We start from the raw sequence: 14,466 nt of genomic DNA, 5'->3' as shown, positions 1-14,466 counted from the left end.
TCGCCGGTCAGGCGGGGCGGAAGGTCATCGCCGCGCCGTTCATGCAATAGCGTTTGCCGGTCGGTTTCGGCCCGTCGTCGAAGACATGACCCAGATGGCCGCCGCAGCGGTCGCAATGCACCTCCGTCCGCCGCATCAGCATCGACCGGTCAGTCGAGGTGCCGACGCTGTCCGGCAAGGGCGCCCAGAAGCTGGGCCAGCCCGTACCGCTGTCGAACTTGGTGCGCGAACTAAACAGCGGTTGCGCGCAGCCCTTGCACAGGAACCGCCCGGCGCGATGCTCGGCGTTGAGCGGGCTGGAATAGGGGCGTTCGGTCCCCTCATGCCGCAGCACGTCATAGGCGGCGGGATCGAGCCGCTGCCGCCATTCGGCGTCGCTATGCTGGACCGGATAGGCGGTGGCCGCTTCCGCCCGGCTGCCGCGACAGCCGATCAGCGCCAGTGCGGCGCTGGTGACGCCGGCCAAGCCGAGAAAGCCCCGACGATCGGATGAATGTTCCATCCCGCTGATATAAGATGGCTTCTCCGGCTTGCGAGGGGGGTCAGCGCGCGGCGCCGCCACGCCGGCCGCGCCGCCAGAAGGGGGTGGCGCTGCCCGATTGCAGCACGCCGCGCCGGAACAGCCGGGCGCCGATGGTGACGAACAGCACCACCCACAGCATCTGCCACGGCAGGGCGAGCAGGTGGGGCCAGACCTCCGGCGCGTTCGCCGCGCGTCCCGCCATGGCGAAGGGCGAGGAGAGCGGGAAGATCTCCGCCACGGTCGCGACCCAGCTGTCCGGCCGGCGCGCGGCGGCGGAGGCGAGGACGAACATGCCGACCTGAATCAGTGTGATCGGCAGCGACAGCATCTGGATCTCGCGCGGGGTCGAGGCCTGTGCGCCCAGCCCCAGGAAAACCGAGCCGAGCAGCAGATAGGCCATGGAGAAATAGGCGGCGAACAGCAGCGCGAAGGCGGGGCCGCCGATCGCGGGGGCGATGTCGCCGAGCGCACCGGCGGCGGCGGGCGGCAACAGGCTGGCGACCTGGGTGACGATCGTCCCCCAGAAGCCGACGAACAGCAGCGCGACGCCGAACATGCCGATCAGCTTGCCGCCGAACACCGCCTCCAGCGGCACGGCGGCGGCCAGCACCTCGATCACCTTGTTGTTGCGTTCCTCCGCCATGGTGCCGACCACCTGGCTGGCGAGGAACAGGGTCAGGAAGAAGATGCCGAACACCGCGAAGAAGCCGGCCTGGTGCTGGCCGCCGATCGAGGTCGTCCGCCGCTCGACCACGGTCCGCGTCGCGATGACGCGGGGCAGGGTGCCGCCCAGCCGCTCGGCCGCCAGCGTCGCCTGGGCCAGCGCGTCCATATAGTCGCCGGTGCGCCGGTTGCGCGGGGCGAGCAGCAATTGCGGCCGGTCGAGCGGACCGTAGAGCACCGCATCGACATCGCGCGTGCGGTCCGCCATCAGCGCGCGCGCCTGGACGGCGGGATCGCGGCCGGGGGACTGGATCAGCAGGTCGGACGGCGTGTCGTCACGGCGATAGAGGGCGCGCAGCCGCGCATCCTCGCGCCGCATCACCTCGGCGGTGGCGGGGGCGACGATCGCGACGATCCGGCTCTTGTCGGCGGTGCTGTCGTCCATCGCCGCCGCGCTCATGCCGCCGAGCGCGCTCAGCGATCCCATCAGCGCGGGCGCGAACAGGAAGAGGAGGAAGATCGGCGTGAACACCGTGGCGATGAAATCCCGCCGCGCGATCGTCAGCATCTGGCGCAGCGAGCGGGGCAGGCGGCTCATGCGTGCGTCTCCCCGGCGGTGCGGTCATGGCCGGCATGGTCGCCGACGATCCGCACGAACGCCTCGTGCAGGCTGGGTCGTTCGATGGTCAGCCCGGCGATGCCGTGTCCGGCTGCGATCAGCGGCAGCAGCACCGGCTCCACCCCCGCATCCGGCAGGGTGAAGCGCCAGCCGCCATCCCCCTCCGGCGCCGCATCGGCGGGGAGCAATGCGGCGATGTCGGGACCTGGATGGCGCGGCAGATAATGGACGCGGCTGGGCAGGGTGGCGCGTGCTTCGTCCACCGTCCCCTCGAACCGGCGCTTGCCGCCGGCGATGATCGCCAGCCGGTCGCACAGCCGTTCGGCATGGGCCATGACATGGGTGGAGAAGAGGATGGTCGCACCGCGATCCCGCTCGCCGACGATCAGCGCCTCCAGCTTCTCCTGATTGACCGGGTCCAGGCCGGAAAAGGGTTCGTCGAGCACGATCAGCTCGGGCCGGTGGACGATCGCGCCGAGCAGCTGGACGAGCTGCGCCATGCCCTTGGACAATTTGCGGATCTTCTCGTCCACCGCATGGCCCAGGCCGACACGTTCGAGCAGGTCGGTGGCGCGGCGGCGGCCTTCGCTCAGGGGCAGGCCCCGTAACGCACCCAGGAACGCGACCGCCTCGCGCGCCTTCATGGTCGGATAGAGGCCGCGTTCCTCGGGCAGATAGCCGACCCGGTCGCTCGCCTCGCGCGGGGCATCCTCGCCGAGCAGCGTGCGCCGGCCCGAATCGGGTTCGATGATGCCGAGCAGCATCCGCAGCGTCGTCGTCTTGCCCGCGCCGTTCGGCCCCAGCACGCCGTAGATCGCGCCGCGTGGCACGCGCAGGTCGACACCGTCCACCACCGGGCGCTCGCCGAACCGCTTCACCAGAGTCTCGGCGGTCACCGCCCATGCTGTCGTCATGACTTATCCCCTGCCGTTCCGCGTGGTAGCGGGCGGTCATGGCCGGAGACAAGCTCGAAGACCGGATCAAGGCGATGGCGGCGGAACTGGGCTTCGCGGCCTGTGGCATCGCGCCGGCCGACGCCGCGCCGCTGGCCGGCGTGCGGTTGCGCCAGTGGCTGGACGAGGGGCGGCATGGCGACATGATCTGGATGGAGGAGCGCGCGCATCACCGCGTCGGCCCCGCCGCCCTGTGGCCGGCGGTGCGCAGCGTCATCTCGCTCGGCATGAGCTACGCCCCCGCCGGCGATCCGCTGGCGCTGGCCGGGGAGGGGGATCGCGGCCGCATCTCCGTCTATGCGCAAGGGGCCGATTATCACGACGTGGTGAAGAAGGCGCTGAAGGCGCTCGGTCGCTGGCTGGCGCGCGAGGCGGGGTGCGACCTCAAGGTCTTCGTCGATACCGCGCCGGTGATGGAGAAGCCGCTGGCGGAGGCGGCAGGGCTCGGCTGGCAGGGCAAGCACACCAATCTGGTCAGCCGGCAGGCGGGAAGCTGGCTGTTCCTGGGGGCGATCTACACCACGCTGGACCTGACGCCCGATGGCGCTGGGCGGGGCGGCTGCGGATCGTGCGACGCCTGCCTGCGCGCCTGCCCGACCGATGCCTTTCCCGCGCCCTATCAGATCGATGCGCGGCGCTGCATCTCCTATCTGACGATCGAATATGCCGGGCCGATCCCGGAGGAGTTCCGGGTCGGGATCGGCAACCGCATCTATGGCTGCGACGATTGCCTGGCGGTCTGCCCCTGGAACAAGTTCGCGGCGGCGGCGCGGGCCAACCTCGCCTTCGCGGCGCGGGCGGAGCTGGCCGCACCGGAACTCGCCGACCTGCTTGCGCTGGACGATGCCGGCTTCCGGCAGGTCTTCGCCGGATCGCCGATCAAGCGGATTGGCCGCGACCGCATGGTCCGCAACGCCGCGATCGCGGCGGGCAATAGCGGCCGACCGGAACTGGCCCGCGCCGTGCGCCCGTTGCTGGACGATCCCGACCCGGTGGTCCGCGACGCGGCGGGCTGGGCGCTGGCGCGGCTGGAGGGTGACCGGACTATGTCATGAGCCGGGGAGCCGTCCGGCAATGCCGCCGGCTCCCCGGATGGATAAGGCCGCGGGTCAGGCCGCTAGACGGGTGACCGGTCGCCGTCCACGACGCCGCAGCGATGCGCCGACCGCGCCCAGTCCCACCATCATCAGCGCCCAGCTGCTCGGCTCCGGGACGGCGGAGACGGCTGTCGCCCTGCCATTGCCGCTGACGACCATCGTGGCCAGGAAGATATTGTCGTCCCGCGACGGGTTGTTCGTCGTCACGCGGATCGTGGAACTGCCCGGCGCGATGTACGGTGCGATATTGTAGCGTTCATGATCATCGGCATAGCTGGGATTGATCGGCGAGTAGGGGTCGTCATTGCCGCCGACCGTGATCAGCGCGCCATTGGAACCGGCGCCATCGTCGAAGTTGCCGGCCGCGCTCGTGATGATGCGGTCGTTGACAAAGACGTTCGACGCTTGTCCAGCCGCACTGAAGTTGATGCCGAGACGTAGATCGGCGACGAAGCCCGAACTGGTCGGATCAAGCGGCTTTTCAAACGTCATGGACAGGGCGTCGCCCCCGACGGCGGAGTAACCGTCGAACAAGGCGACTGTCTGCTGCGCCAATGCCGCATCCTTGTACACCACGACCAACGCGGTGCCGTCGGTCATCCCCGAGTTGCCCTCGGTCACCGCGAAGTCATATGTCCCGCCAGCTCCTCCGTCCACGATCGCGGCAACGAGCGAGGTGACGTCGGCGCGGGCCGAGGTCATCGAGAGGGTGGACTTTCCGGTGACGTTGATCGCCGGCGTTCCGAACACGACCTGCTGATTGTTGAACGTGACCGGCTGGTTTGCCCAATTGTTGCTGACGGAGAAATTTGCCTGATAGAGATAGGCGCCGGCGACAGTCGCTCCCTTCGGAACAAAGGCTTGGAGACTATAGCTGCTCGACAGCGAGCCGCGACCATTGGTCGACAGGCCGTAGCTGCCGTTAAACTGCTGAAACAAGGTGAGGCTGGCATTGGCGGCCGTCGGTGCGGCGAATGGCGCCGCCATCATAGCCAGTAACGTCATGAATTTAATGCTAGTTTTCTTCATATATTCCCCCCATTTTCTCGACAATGGGTATATGCACCAGAAGTACATTGTCGATTGCCTCGGTTAATGTCTTGTTAACCATGGGTGGCGGGGTTGTGCACTTGGATAAACTACTTAGTGCAAAGGCGCGACAAGGCGAATATTGCTTTTGTAGAAGAGCTTAACGAAGATCGTGCGGCAACTCATCCATGGCGGATGGAATTACCGATCAGCCGGACGCACGAGCTTACCCCTGCTTCGGGACCAGGGCGGTTGAGCATGCACAAGGATCGGTGATCCCGTGATCGATCATGACTGTTGCACGACGTTGACGGAATCGGGTGGCAAACGTGCTACCGTCCGTGACTGTTCAGATGTGCCGGCTACCGCCCGCCGTCGCGGCGGACCAGCGCGGCGACGCAGCTCGCGCGGTCGATCGCGCTGCCGTCGGGCTCGCGTGCGTCGACATAGGTGACCTTGGGCTCGCCTCCGTCCTTGGGGTAGAGATAGGCGTCGAGCACGCAGATGCCGCTGCTATATTGCAGCTTGCGCGCACTACCCTCGCGGACATCGGCGTCGGGCTGGCCGAACAGCTTGGCCAGGCCGGCGGCGTCGGCGCCGACCACGCGTTCCAGCCCGACATTGGTATAGGGGATGGCGACCGGCTGCGAAACGGCGGGCACCCTGGTCGCGGGGGCGGCGCAGGCGGCGAGGGCGAGCGACAGGAGCAGCGGCGGCAGAGGCTTCATGCGGGTTTCCGGTGATAGAGATGCGTGGCCATCGCCGCGCCCAGGATCGGTGCGGCGAGCGCGATGATCGGCACGACGAACAGCGCGGTCCCGCCCAGGCCGAGCAGGAAACGCTGTCCCCGCGTCCGCCGCCGCCACGCCGCCAGCGCGTCGCCCCGCAGATGCCGGGTCGCGACCATGTCGCCCAGGTCGCGGCCGAGCAGCCAGCCATTGACCAGGAAGAAGGCGGCGGCGGTGCCGACGCCGGTGGCGAGCAGGACGATATAGACGGGCAGCATCACCAGGTTGACGATCACCACCCGCGCCGCCGAGCGCAGGCCCAGCGACAGGCTGGCGGCAAAGGGTAGGGGGCGGGCGGTCGCCAGCGCGGGCGGATAGTGGCGCGCCTCGACCGCCGCCACCACCTCGTCGGCGAACAGCCCGACCACGGCCACCGCGACGGCGCGGAACAGCACCCACAGCGCCAGCCCGGTCACGACGATCGCGACGGCGGCGGCGATGCCGCCCGCGCCCCATCCGATCCAATGCGCCAGCAGCGCCTGCGTCCCCCACCAGACGCCGATGCCGGTGAGCGCGAAGATCGCCAGCGTCACCGTCATCGACCGGACGAAGACCCGCAGCACCGGCGGGTCGCCGAGCTGGCCGATCGACAGGAGGAGCGCGCCGAACATGATCGATGCGATGCCGTGGCGTCGCCCGAGCGTCAACATTGCGTGCGGCGTCCCGTCTCTCTACGGCGACGGCTTTCCATTCTCGGAGCTTACGCTTGACCCAGCCGCATTATGACGTGGTCGCGATCGGCAATGCCATCGTCGACATCCTCGCCCAGGCCGACGACGCCTTCCTCGCCGAACAGGGCATGACCAAGGGCGCAATGCAGCTCGTCTTTTCGCCCGAGGAGGCCGATGCCCTCTATGCCAAGATGGGCCCCGGCCTTGAAGTGTCGGGCGGCTCGGCCGCGAACACGCTGGCCGGCATCGCCGCGCTCGGCGGCAAGACGGCGTTCATCGGCCAGGTCGCCGACGACCAGCTCGGCGCGGTCTTCGCCCATGACATCCGCGCGGCGGGCGTCCGCTACGACACGCCGGAGCGGGCCGGCCAGCCGACCACCGGCCGCTGCATGATCTTCGTCAGCCCCGATGGGCAGCGCACGATGAACACCTTTCTCGGCGCGTCGCACTATTTGCCCGCCGGCGCGCTCGACCGCGCGCTGATCGCGGATGCGGCCTATCTCTATATCGAGGGCTATCTGTGGGATCCGGAGGAGCCGCGCGCCGCGATGCGCGCCGCGATCGAGGTCGCGCGCGAGGCCGGCCGCAAGATCGCCTTCACCGCCTCGGCCGAGTTCGTGATCGACCGGCATCGCGCGGACTTCCACGCGCTGATCGATGGCGGGATGATCGATGTGCTGTTCGCCAATGAGGCGGAGATCATGGCGCTGACCGAGACGAGCGATGTGGATGCGGCGATCGCGGCCGTGCAGGACAAGGTCGAGACGGTGGTGGTGACGCTGGCCGAGAAGGGCGCGTGCGCGGTCCGTGGCGGTGCGCGCACCACGGTGCCGGCGGCGCCGGTGGCGCAGGTGGTCGACACGACGGGGGCCGGCGACCTGTTCGCGGCGGGCTTCCTCCATGCGCAGGCGCAGGGCCGCGAACTGGAGGCGTCGTTGACGCTGGGCGCCTTGTGCGCGGCGGAAATCATCAGCCATGTCGGCGCGCGCCCGCAGGTCGACCTGAAGGCGCTGGCGGCGCGGACGCTGAGCTGAGGGGACGCCGCGGCCTTTTTCTGAGTTCTTCGGCCTTCACCGGGGAACGGTAGGGGAGAGGCCTTCCATATGACGGCACGGAAAAAGGGCCGCGGGAGCATCCTCCCGCGGCCCTTTTTCGTCATACCGGTAACCGGAGCCTTACGGCTCCAGCGGCTTCGCCGTTTCCGGCTGGAGCGACGGATCGGCGACGCTGTCGTCGATGCCGCGGCCGACATGGCTGCGATGGCGGCTATAGCCGAAATAGATCAGCAGCCCGATCGCCCCCCAGCCCGGCAGGACCAGGATCGCCACCAGCGGCAGCGAGAAGTAGAGATAGGCGCAACCGGCCATCGCCAGCGGGGCCACGATCCACACGGCCGGGGTGCGGAATGGCCGGCGGCGGCCCGGATCGGCCTTGCGCAGCACCATCACCGACAGCGCCACCATGAAGAAGGCGAACAGCGTGCCCGAGTTCGAATAGTCCGCCAGCTTGCCGACCGGCAGGAAGGCGGCGGCCAGCGTCGCGGCGCAGCCAGTGACGATGGTGACGACGTGCGGCGTGCGGTACTTGGGGTGCACGGAGGCGAGCTTGTCCGGCAGCAGGCCATCGCGCGCCATGGTGAAGAAGACGCGGGTCTGGCCGAACATCATCATCAGCACGACCGAGGGCAGTGCCAGCGTCGCCGCCAGGCCGATCAGGTTGCCGATCTTCTCCCAGCCGATCACGCGCAGCACATGAGCCAGCGCCTCGCGCGAGCAGGACAGCGGCTCCAGCGCGCCGCTCGCGACGATCGCGCGGCAGCGGTCGGCCAGCTCGGGCGTGCCGGGCGACAGCACCGTGCCGGCCGCGTCGCGCACCGGCTGGGCGCCGAGCGGCGATCCGATCGCGCCCGCCGACACCAGCAGGTAGAAGATGGTGCAGAAGACCAGCGAGGCGATCAGGCCGATCGGTACGTTGCGCTGCGGGTTTTTGGTCTCCTCGGCGGCGGTCGACACCGCATCGAAGCCGACATAGGCGAAGAAGATCGAGGCCGCCGCGCCCGCGACGCCGCTGAACCCGGTCGGCATGAACGGGGTGAAGTTCGCGCCGTTCATGACCGGCACCGACAGCGCGATGAACAGCGTCAGCGCCGCCACCTTGATCGCCACCAGCACGGCGTTGACGCGCGCGCTCTCCGTGGTGCCGATCACCAGCAGCCAGGTGACGAGCAGCGAGATGATCACCGCCGGCAGGTTGATATAGCCGCCCGAGGAGGGGCCGTTGACCCATTCCATCGGTATGTCGATGTGGAGCAGGCTGCGGATTTGCCCGACGACATAGCCGGACCAGCCGACCGCGACCGCGCTGGCGCCGACCGCATATTCGAGGATCAGCGCCCAGCCGACCATCCAGGCCAGCAATTCGCCCATCACCGCATAGGTATAGGTATAGGCGGAGCCGGCGACCGGCACCATCGAGGCAAGCTCGGAATAGCAGAGCGCCGCCACCGCGCAGACGAAGCCGGCGATGCAGAAGGACAGCATCATGCCGGGGCCCGCCTTTTGCGCGGCCTCCGACGTCAGGACGAAGATGCCCGTGCCGATGACCGCCCCGACGCCCAGCATGGTGAGCTGGAACGCGCCGAGCGATCGGTGCAATCCTCGCTTCTCGGCGGTCGCCAAAATGGCGTCCAGGGACTTAACACGTCCGAAAATCATCGATTCAGATCCCCCCAAGGGAAGACGGTCCCCGACCGGGCCGCCATGTCGTATAAGTTAAGGGAACGAGCCTAATCGTAAATACGGTACGCGCAATCCCTTAGTGCGCCTCCGCCCGCCGATCCGCGCCCAGCCGAGCGGCCTCGGCGCGGTCGATCGCGATTTACCGATATTTGTTAACGCCTTAGTTGGCGATCATGCGGCCGAGCGGCGTGCCGCCGAAGAGATGGACATGGAGGTGCGGCACCTCCTGTCCCGCGTCGGGACCGACATTGCCGAGCAGGCGATACCCCGGCGAGACCAGTCCCTGCTCGCGCGCGACCGTGCCGACCGCGCGAACGAAGCCGGCGATCTCCTCCGCCGAGGCGTGGGCGCTGAAATCGTCCCAGGAGACATAGCGGCCGCGCGGGATCACCAGGATATGCACCGGCGCCTGGGGCGCGATGTCGTGGAAGGCGATCGCCCACGCATCCTCGTACACGCGGTTCGACGGGATCTCGCCGCGCAGGATGCGGGCGAAGATGTTGCCGTCGTCATAGGGCAGGGTGGCGTCGATCGGCATCGCAGGCTCTCCGGATCGAAAGGGGGAAGGGATCAGCGCGGCCGGGCGGCCTTTTCGGCATGGCCGGACACGCCCTCGCGCCGGGCGAGTTCGGCGCGGACATCGTCCAGCGACAGGCCGGCATCCGCCAGCAGCACGCAGAGATGGAAGAGCAGGTCGGCCGCCTCGGGCACGATGGCCTGCGGGTCGTCGCCCATCGCGGCGATCACGGTTTCCACCGCCTCTTCACCCAGCTTCTGCGCGATCTTGCCGCGACCGCGCGCGAACAGGCTGGCGGTGTAGGAGGTGGCGGCATCCTCTCCGCGCCGCGCGCGGATCGTGGCTTCGAGACGGTCGAGCGCATCCATCGCCTGCGGGTGGCCGAGCGGAACGGCCCGGTCAATCCCGTTCGCCGGATTTAGGCGGCGATCGCGTTGCCCTGGACCAGCCAGGCGAGCGCCGCATCGGCGGTGTCGAAGATCGACAGATAGGGTTGCGGCATCAGTCGGCGCACCTGCAGCCGGGTGATGCCGCTGGTCGTGACGATGGCGATCCGGCTGGCCCGGGGGAAGCCCCGGCACCGGCTGTTGATCGTCATCACCGCCTCCTGGGGCTGCACGGCCACGCGGGAGAAATCCATGCGCAGGCGATAGCCGCTGCGGAAGCCCTCGCGCACGAAGCGAGCGGTCAGTTCCTCGACATAGGCATGGGCGACGGCCTCGGTCATCAGGCCGGTCCAGGCCACGTCGAGCAGGTTCAGGTCATGACGGAAGGCGATGCTGTACATAGAGGGCGCATCCTATAGGCACGACCTTGCAAAATACCTAATCCATGATGGGTTTTCGGACCGGCACGCCCGCCGCGGCGAGCGCGGCATGGGCGTCGGCGACACTCGCCTCGCCGAAATGGAAGATCGAGGCGGCGAGCACCGCCGAGGCATGGCCGGTGACGATGCCGTCGACCAGGTCCGACAGGCCGCCGACCCCGCCCGAGGCGACGACCGGCACACCCGTCCGGTCGGCGATGGTGCGGATCAGGTCGAGGTCATAGCCCGAGCGTGTGCCGTCGCGGTCCATTGAGGTGACCAGCAACTCGCCCGCGCCCAGATCGGCCAGGCGCAGCGCGTGGTCGATCGCGTCGATGCCGGTCGCGCGGCGGCCGCCATGGGTGAAGACCTCCCAGCCGCGCTCGGTCCGGCGTGCATCGACGCTGGCGACGCAGCACTGGCTGCCGAACCGCTCGGCGATCTCAGCCACCACCTGCGGCCGGGCGACGGCGGCGCTGTTGACCGCCACCTTGTCCGCCCCCGCCAGCAGCAGCGCGCGCGCGTCGTCGGCGGTGCGGACGCCGCCGCCCACGGTCAGCGGCATGAAGCACACCGCCGCCGTCCGCCGCACCACATCCAGGATGGTGCCGCGATCCTCGTGGCTGGCGGTGATGTCGAGGAAGCAGAGTTCGTCCGCCCCCGCCGCGTCATAGGCGCGCGCCTGCTCCACCGGATCGCCGGCATCGCGCAGCTCGACGAAGTTCACGCCCTTGACGACGCGGCCGGCGGCGACGTCGAGACAGGGGATGACGCGCGCGCGGACGGTCACGCCGCGCCTGCGACGCTGAGCGCGGCGGCGAGGTCGAGCCGGCCGTCATAGAGGGCGCGGCCGGTGATGACCCCCTCGATCCCGTCGCGCGCGTGGAGCGCCAGCACATGGATGTCGGCAATGCCGGCGACGCCGCCGCTGGCGATCACGGGGATGGAGACGGCGCGGGCGAGGTCGACCGTCGCCTCGACATTGCAGCCCTTCAGCAACCCGTCGCGACCGACATCGGTGAAGAGCAGGGCGGCGACGCCCGCATCCTCGAACCGGCGGGCGAGATCGGTGGCGCTGACCGTCGAGACATCGGCCCAGCCCTTGGTCGCGACCATGCCGTCGCGCGCGTCGACCGCGACGACGATGCCGCCTGGAAAGTCGCGCGCCGCGCCCCGCACGAAGTCCGGGTCCTCCAGCGCGGCGGTGCCGATGACGACGCGGGCGACGCCCAGGTCGAACCAGCGCTCGACGCTGTCGCGGCTGCGGATGCCGCCGCCGAGCTGGACATGGCCGGGGAAGCGCTCGACGATCGCGCGTACCGCTTCGCCGTTCACCGACTGGCCGGCAAAGGCACCGTCCAGGTCGACGACGTGCAGATGCTGCGCGCCCGCCCCGGCGAAGAGCATCGCCTGCGCGGCGGGATCGTCGCCATAGATGGTGGCGCGGTCCATATCGCCCTCGGCAAGGCGGACGACCTGGCCGTTCTTCAGGTCGATGGCGGGAAAGACGATCAGGCTCAAAGAAACACTCCTGCCCGTGAAGGCGTGATGGTCAGGGCCGCCAGTCGAGGAAGCGGCGGAGAAGGGCGAGGCCGTAATGCTGGCTCTTTTCGGGATGGAACTGCACGCCCAACATGGTGTCGCGGCCGATCGCGGCGGTGACCGGGCCGTCATGGTCGGTCGTCGCGATCACGTCCGCGCCGTCAAAGGCGTAGCTGTGCAGGAAATAGGCCTCGCCCGGCCGGACCAGCGCATGGTCGGCCACCGGCACCACGTCGTTCCAGCCCATATGCGGCACCTTGGCGGTGCTGTCGGTCGGCTCCATCCGGCGCACGGTGCCGGCGATCCAGCCCAGGCCGCGATGGGTGCCCAGTTCCTCGCCCGTCTCGGCGAGCAACTGCATCCCGACGCACACGCCCAGGAAGGGCGCAGCCTCGCGCAGCACGCGCTGCTCCATCGCCTCGACCATGCCGTCGACGCCGCGTAGCGCCGCCGCGCAAGCGCCGAACGCCCCGACGCCGGGCAGCACGATCCGGTCGGCGCGCGCGACCAGCGCGGGATCGGCGGTGATCGCCAGATCGGTGCAGCCCGCCGCCTTCAGCGCATTGGCGACCGAATGGAGGTTGCCCGCGCCGTAATCGATCAGCGCCAGCGTCATGCGCTAAGGGCTTCGAGCCCAGGCGCCATGACCGACGGGGCGACCTCGACGAAGCTGTATTCGGCCGCGCCGTGGATGGCGAAGGGATCGGTGGCGGCCCAGGCCTTGACCTCGTCGCGGCTGCCGCGCGCGATGATCATGCCGCCGTTCACCGGCCCGCCGGCCGGCGGCACCTGCCGCCCCGCGACCAGCAGCCGGCCCGAGGCCGCCGCCTCGCGCAGCCAGTCGAGATGCGGCGCGCGCAGTTCGTCGATCCGCTCGATCGGTACGACATAGGTGAGGGTGATGACGATCATGATGCGTGCTCCTCGCCGCCCAGGGTCCCCTTGGTCGAGGGAATGGCGTCGGCCTTGCGCGGATCGATCTCGATCGCGGTGCGCAGCGCGCGTGCCAGCCCCTTGAAGGCGGCCTCGGCGATATGGTGGTTGTTGCTGCCGTACAGCGTCTCGATATGCAAAGTGATGCCGGCGGCCTGGGCGAAGCTGTGGAACCAGTGCTGGAACATCTCGGTATCCATGCCGCCCAGGCGCGACTGGGTGAAGAGGTCCTTCCACACCAGCCAGGGACGGCCGGAAATGTCGAGCGCGACGCGGGTCAGGGTCTCGTCCATCGGCGACAGGGTGTCGCCATAGCGGCGGATGCCGCGCTTGTCGCCCAGCGCCTTGGCCACCGCCATGCCGATGGCGATGCCGGTATCCTCGACCGTGTGATGCTCGTCGATATGCAGGTCGCCCTCGGTGCGGACGTGCAGGTCGATCAGCGAATGGCGGGAGAGCTGTTCGAGCATATGGTCGAAGAAGCCGACTCCGGTCTTCACGTCATAGGCACCGGTGCCGTCCAGGTTGACGGTGACGGCGATCCGGGTCTCGCTGGTGTCGCGGGTGATGGTGGCGCTGCGCATGAAAGCGGTCCCTAACGCGCATGACGCGCCATGCAAGCTTGACGCTCGGGGCAGGACAGGCCTAACCCCGGGGACATGAGCGATACTTTGCCCGACAGCCTGATCCCGTATGACGAGATCGTGCAGGAAGCCCTGCGGGCCGTGGTGGGCCGCGTCCTGGGATCGGTGGCCCAGTCCGGCGGATTGCCGGGCGAGCATCATTTCTACATCACCTTCAAGACCCAGGCGCCGGGTGTCGACATCCCCAAGCGGCTGATCGACCGGTTCCCGGACGAGATGACGATCGTGATGCAGAACCGCTTTTGGGACCTGACCGTCGACGACCAGCGCTTCTCGGTCGGGCTCAGCTTCAACCAGGTGCCGTCCAAGCTGGTCATCCCCTATTCGGCGATCACCGGCTTCCACGATCCGGCGGTCAATTTCGAGCTGCGCTTCCAGGCGACCGAGTCGATGGAGGAATTGTCCGACGCGCACGACGCCGCGGAGAATGACGGCCCCATCGCCACCCCGGTCGAGGACGGCTCCAACGTCGTCGCGGTGGACTTCAAGCGCAAGAAATGACGCCCGAGATCGTCGCTGCGCCCGGCGATGCCGAGCGGGAGGCGATCCTGGCTGCGCTGGTCGCCTATAACGACACGCGCGTCGCGCCGGGCAAGCGCCATCCGGTCGCCATCGTGCTGCGCGACGAATCGGGCGTGGTGGCCGGCGGCCTATGGGGCATGGCCAGCTATGGCTGGCTGTTCGTGCAATATCTGGTCGTGCCGGAGGCGGCGCGTGGGCGCGGGCAGGGGCGCGCGCTGATGCTGGCCGCCGAAGCGGAGGCGCGGCGGCTGGGCTGCACGGGCGTGTGGCTGGATACGTTCAGCTTCCAGGCGCGTGGGTTCTATGAAAAGCTGGGCTATGCGGTGTTCGGCGAGATCGCCGACTATCCGCCGGGCGAGGCGCGGTATTTCCTGTCCAAGCGGCTGGATTGACTGACAATCTGTTCCCCGGCGAAGGCCGGG

The 14,466-nt window shown here is 68.8% G+C and carries 19 protein-coding genes; 4 read left to right on the top strand and 15 right to left on the bottom strand.

What is annotated here, in order from left to right; genetic code table 11:
- Positions 1 to 7: 7 nt before the first annotated feature.
- Genes msrB through QE452_RS11305 form a run of 3 tightly spaced genes read right to left on the bottom strand, consistent with a single transcriptional unit; the run spans position 8 to position 2,719 of the window.
- Positions 8 to 502, bottom strand: coding sequence for a peptide-methionine (R)-S-oxide reductase MsrB (msrB, locus tag QE452_RS11315; RefSeq protein WP_309657761.1), 495 nt, complete (start codon positions 500 to 502; stop codon positions 8 to 10).
- 40 nt (positions 503 to 542) lie between these two features.
- The gene (locus QE452_RS11310) at positions 543 to 1,784 is read right to left on the bottom strand and encodes an ABC transporter permease (protein ID WP_309657762.1); all 1,242 of its coding nucleotides are present in this window, start codon (positions 1,782 to 1,784) and stop codon (positions 543 to 545) included.
- The gene (locus tag QE452_RS11305) at positions 1,781 to 2,719 is read right to left on the bottom strand and encodes an ATP-binding cassette domain-containing protein (protein ID WP_309657763.1); all 939 of its coding nucleotides are present in this window, start codon (positions 2,717 to 2,719) and stop codon (positions 1,781 to 1,783) included. Before QE452_RS11305 ends, QE452_RS11310 begins: the two co-directional genes overlap by 4 nt.
- A gap of 38 nt (positions 2,720 to 2,757) precedes the next feature.
- Here QE452_RS11305 and queG point away from each other — a divergent pair, with 38 nt between their 5' ends.
- Positions 2,758 to 3,813 carry a tRNA epoxyqueuosine(34) reductase QueG gene (gene queG / locus QE452_RS11300; RefSeq protein ID WP_309657764.1) on the top strand — a complete coding sequence of 352 codons (1,056 nt, stop codon included), beginning with the start codon at positions 2,758 to 2,760 and terminating at the stop codon, positions 3,811 to 3,813.
- 54 nt (positions 3,814 to 3,867) lie between these two features.
- On the opposite strand, the gene QE452_RS11295 is transcribed toward queG, so the two are convergent.
- The 3 genes from QE452_RS11295 to QE452_RS11285 all read right to left on the bottom strand — a co-directional run bounded on the left by QE452_RS11295 (position 3,868) and on the right by QE452_RS11285 (position 6,322).
- A complete protein-coding gene (locus QE452_RS11295) occupies positions 3,868 to 4,884 on the bottom strand; it encodes a PEPxxWA-CTERM sorting domain-containing protein (RefSeq protein ID WP_309657765.1) in 1,017 nt (338 codons plus the stop codon).
- 362 nt (positions 4,885 to 5,246) lie between these two features.
- Positions 5,247 to 5,612: a hypothetical protein gene (locus QE452_RS11290; RefSeq protein ID WP_309657766.1), complete on the bottom strand. Its 366-nt coding sequence runs from the start codon at positions 5,610 to 5,612 to the stop codon at positions 5,247 to 5,249.
- Entirely contained in the window at positions 5,609 to 6,322 is a 714-nt protein-coding gene (locus tag QE452_RS11285; RefSeq protein WP_309657767.1) for an EI24 domain-containing protein, read from the bottom strand. The genes QE452_RS11290 and QE452_RS11285 overlap by 4 nt, the downstream gene beginning before the upstream one ends.
- A 56-nt stretch (positions 6,323 to 6,378) precedes the next feature.
- On the opposite strand from QE452_RS11285, the gene QE452_RS11280 reads away from it, so the two are divergent.
- Positions 6,379 to 7,377, top strand: a complete 999-nt coding sequence (locus QE452_RS11280; RefSeq protein ID WP_309657768.1) for an adenosine kinase — start codon at positions 6,379 to 6,381, stop codon at positions 7,375 to 7,377.
- A gap of 141 nt (positions 7,378 to 7,518) precedes the next feature.
- On the opposite strand, the gene QE452_RS11275 is transcribed toward QE452_RS11280, so the two are convergent.
- The 9 genes from QE452_RS11275 to hisB all read right to left on the bottom strand — a co-directional run bounded on the left by QE452_RS11275 (position 7,519) and on the right by hisB (position 13,462).
- Positions 7,519 to 9,057, bottom strand: coding sequence for an amino acid permease (locus QE452_RS11275; RefSeq protein ID WP_309657769.1), 1,539 nt, complete (start codon positions 9,055 to 9,057; stop codon positions 7,519 to 7,521).
- 184 nt (positions 9,058 to 9,241) lie between these two features.
- The gene (locus QE452_RS11270) at positions 9,242 to 9,619 is read right to left on the bottom strand and encodes a histidine triad nucleotide-binding protein (protein WP_125992932.1); all 378 of its coding nucleotides are present in this window, start codon (positions 9,617 to 9,619) and stop codon (positions 9,242 to 9,244) included.
- A gap of 32 nt (positions 9,620 to 9,651) precedes the next feature.
- The gene (locus tag QE452_RS11265; RefSeq protein ID WP_309657770.1) at positions 9,652 to 9,966 is read right to left on the bottom strand and encodes a phosphoribosyl-ATP diphosphatase; all 315 of its coding nucleotides are present in this window, start codon (positions 9,964 to 9,966) and stop codon (positions 9,652 to 9,654) included.
- A gap of 50 nt (positions 9,967 to 10,016) precedes the next feature.
- Positions 10,017 to 10,385 carry an STAS/SEC14 domain-containing protein gene (locus tag QE452_RS11260; protein ID WP_309657771.1) on the bottom strand — a complete coding sequence of 123 codons (369 nt, stop codon included), beginning with the start codon at positions 10,383 to 10,385 and terminating at the stop codon, positions 10,017 to 10,019.
- Between the two features lie 37 nt (positions 10,386 to 10,422).
- Complete coding sequence (hisF, locus tag QE452_RS11255; RefSeq protein ID WP_309657772.1) at positions 10,423 to 11,193, bottom strand: imidazole glycerol phosphate synthase subunit HisF; 771 nt, start codon at positions 11,191 to 11,193, stop codon at positions 10,423 to 10,425.
- A complete protein-coding gene (hisA, locus tag QE452_RS11250; RefSeq protein ID WP_309657773.1) occupies positions 11,190 to 11,924 on the bottom strand; it encodes a 1-(5-phosphoribosyl)-5-[(5-phosphoribosylamino)methylideneamino]imidazole-4-carboxamide isomerase in 735 nt (244 codons plus the stop codon). Before hisA ends, hisF begins: the two co-directional genes overlap by 4 nt.
- A 31-nt stretch (positions 11,925 to 11,955) precedes the next feature.
- On the bottom strand, positions 11,956 to 12,561 hold the full coding sequence (gene hisH / locus QE452_RS11245) for an imidazole glycerol phosphate synthase subunit HisH (RefSeq protein WP_309657774.1): 606 nt from the start codon (positions 12,559 to 12,561) through the stop codon (positions 11,956 to 11,958).
- Complete coding sequence (locus QE452_RS11240; protein ID WP_309657775.1) at positions 12,558 to 12,857, bottom strand: YciI family protein; 300 nt, start codon at positions 12,855 to 12,857, stop codon at positions 12,558 to 12,560. The genes hisH and QE452_RS11240 overlap by 4 nt, the downstream gene beginning before the upstream one ends.
- Positions 12,854 to 13,462 carry an imidazoleglycerol-phosphate dehydratase HisB gene (gene hisB / locus QE452_RS11235; protein ID WP_309657776.1) on the bottom strand — a complete coding sequence of 203 codons (609 nt, stop codon included), beginning with the start codon at positions 13,460 to 13,462 and terminating at the stop codon, positions 12,854 to 12,856. Before hisB ends, QE452_RS11240 begins: the two co-directional genes overlap by 4 nt.
- Positions 13,463 to 13,537: 75 nt before the next feature.
- Between hisB and QE452_RS11230 the strand changes: the two genes are divergently transcribed.
- Both QE452_RS11230 and QE452_RS11225 read left to right on the top strand, forming a co-directional pair.
- On the top strand, positions 13,538 to 14,023 hold the full coding sequence (locus QE452_RS11230) for an SspB family protein (RefSeq protein ID WP_125992941.1): 486 nt from the start codon (positions 13,538 to 13,540) through the stop codon (positions 14,021 to 14,023).
- On the top strand, positions 14,020 to 14,436 hold the full coding sequence (locus QE452_RS11225) for a GNAT family N-acetyltransferase (protein ID WP_309657777.1): 417 nt from the start codon (positions 14,020 to 14,022) through the stop codon (positions 14,434 to 14,436). The genes QE452_RS11230 and QE452_RS11225 overlap by 4 nt, the downstream gene beginning before the upstream one ends.
- Positions 14,437 to 14,466 lie beyond the last annotated feature (30 nt).

Origin of the sequence: Sphingomonas sp. SORGH_AS_0438, assembly GCF_031453475.1 — a bacterium.
Taxonomy (GTDB): domain Bacteria; phylum Pseudomonadota; class Alphaproteobacteria; order Sphingomonadales; family Sphingomonadaceae; genus Sphingomonas.
The sequence above is the reverse complement of the archived record's forward strand: the minus strand, read 5'-3'. Positions and strand labels throughout refer to the sequence as shown.

What these genes read in the sequence shown, in the direction of transcription:
- msrB (WP_309657761.1), bottom strand. Translation starts at nt 502, where the DNA reads ATGGAACATTCATCCGATCGTCGGGGCTTTCTCGGCTTGGCCGGCGTC.
- QE452_RS11310 (WP_309657762.1), bottom strand. Translation starts at nt 1,784, where the DNA reads ATGAGCCGCCTGCCCCGCTCGCTGCGCCAGATGCTGACGATCGCGCGG.
- QE452_RS11305 (WP_309657763.1), bottom strand. Translation starts at nt 2,719, where the DNA reads ATGACGACAGCATGGGCGGTGACCGCCGAGACTCTGGTGAAGCGGTTC.
- queG (WP_309657764.1), top strand. Translation starts at nt 2,758, where the DNA reads ATGGCCGGAGACAAGCTCGAAGACCGGATCAAGGCGATGGCGGCGGAA.
- QE452_RS11295 (WP_309657765.1), bottom strand. Translation starts at nt 4,884, where the DNA reads ATGAAGAAAACTAGCATTAAATTCATGACGTTACTGGCTATGATGGCG.
- QE452_RS11290 (WP_309657766.1), bottom strand. Translation starts at nt 5,612, where the DNA reads ATGAAGCCTCTGCCGCCGCTGCTCCTGTCGCTCGCCCTCGCCGCCTGC.
- QE452_RS11285 (WP_309657767.1), bottom strand. Translation starts at nt 6,322, where the DNA reads ATGTTGACGCTCGGGCGACGCCACGGCATCGCATCGATCATGTTCGGC.
- QE452_RS11275 (WP_309657769.1), bottom strand. Translation starts at nt 9,057, where the DNA reads ATGATTTTCGGACGTGTTAAGTCCCTGGACGCCATTTTGGCGACCGCC.
- QE452_RS11270 (WP_125992932.1), bottom strand. Translation starts at nt 9,619, where the DNA reads ATGCCGATCGACGCCACCCTGCCCTATGACGACGGCAACATCTTCGCC.
- QE452_RS11265 (WP_309657770.1), bottom strand. Translation starts at nt 9,966, where the DNA reads ATGGATGCGCTCGACCGTCTCGAAGCCACGATCCGCGCGCGGCGCGGA.
- QE452_RS11260 (WP_309657771.1), bottom strand. Translation starts at nt 10,385, where the DNA reads ATGTACAGCATCGCCTTCCGTCATGACCTGAACCTGCTCGACGTGGCC.
- hisH (WP_309657774.1), bottom strand. Translation starts at nt 12,561, where the DNA reads ATGACGCTGGCGCTGATCGATTACGGCGCGGGCAACCTCCATTCGGTC.
- QE452_RS11240 (WP_309657775.1), bottom strand. Translation starts at nt 12,857, where the DNA reads ATGATCGTCATCACCCTCACCTATGTCGTACCGATCGAGCGGATCGAC.
- hisB (WP_309657776.1), bottom strand. Translation starts at nt 13,462, where the DNA reads ATGCGCAGCGCCACCATCACCCGCGACACCAGCGAGACCCGGATCGCC.
- QE452_RS11230 (WP_125992941.1), top strand. Translation starts at nt 13,538, where the DNA reads ATGAGCGATACTTTGCCCGACAGCCTGATCCCGTATGACGAGATCGTG.
- QE452_RS11225 (WP_309657777.1), top strand. Translation starts at nt 14,020, where the DNA reads ATGACGCCCGAGATCGTCGCTGCGCCCGGCGATGCCGAGCGGGAGGCG.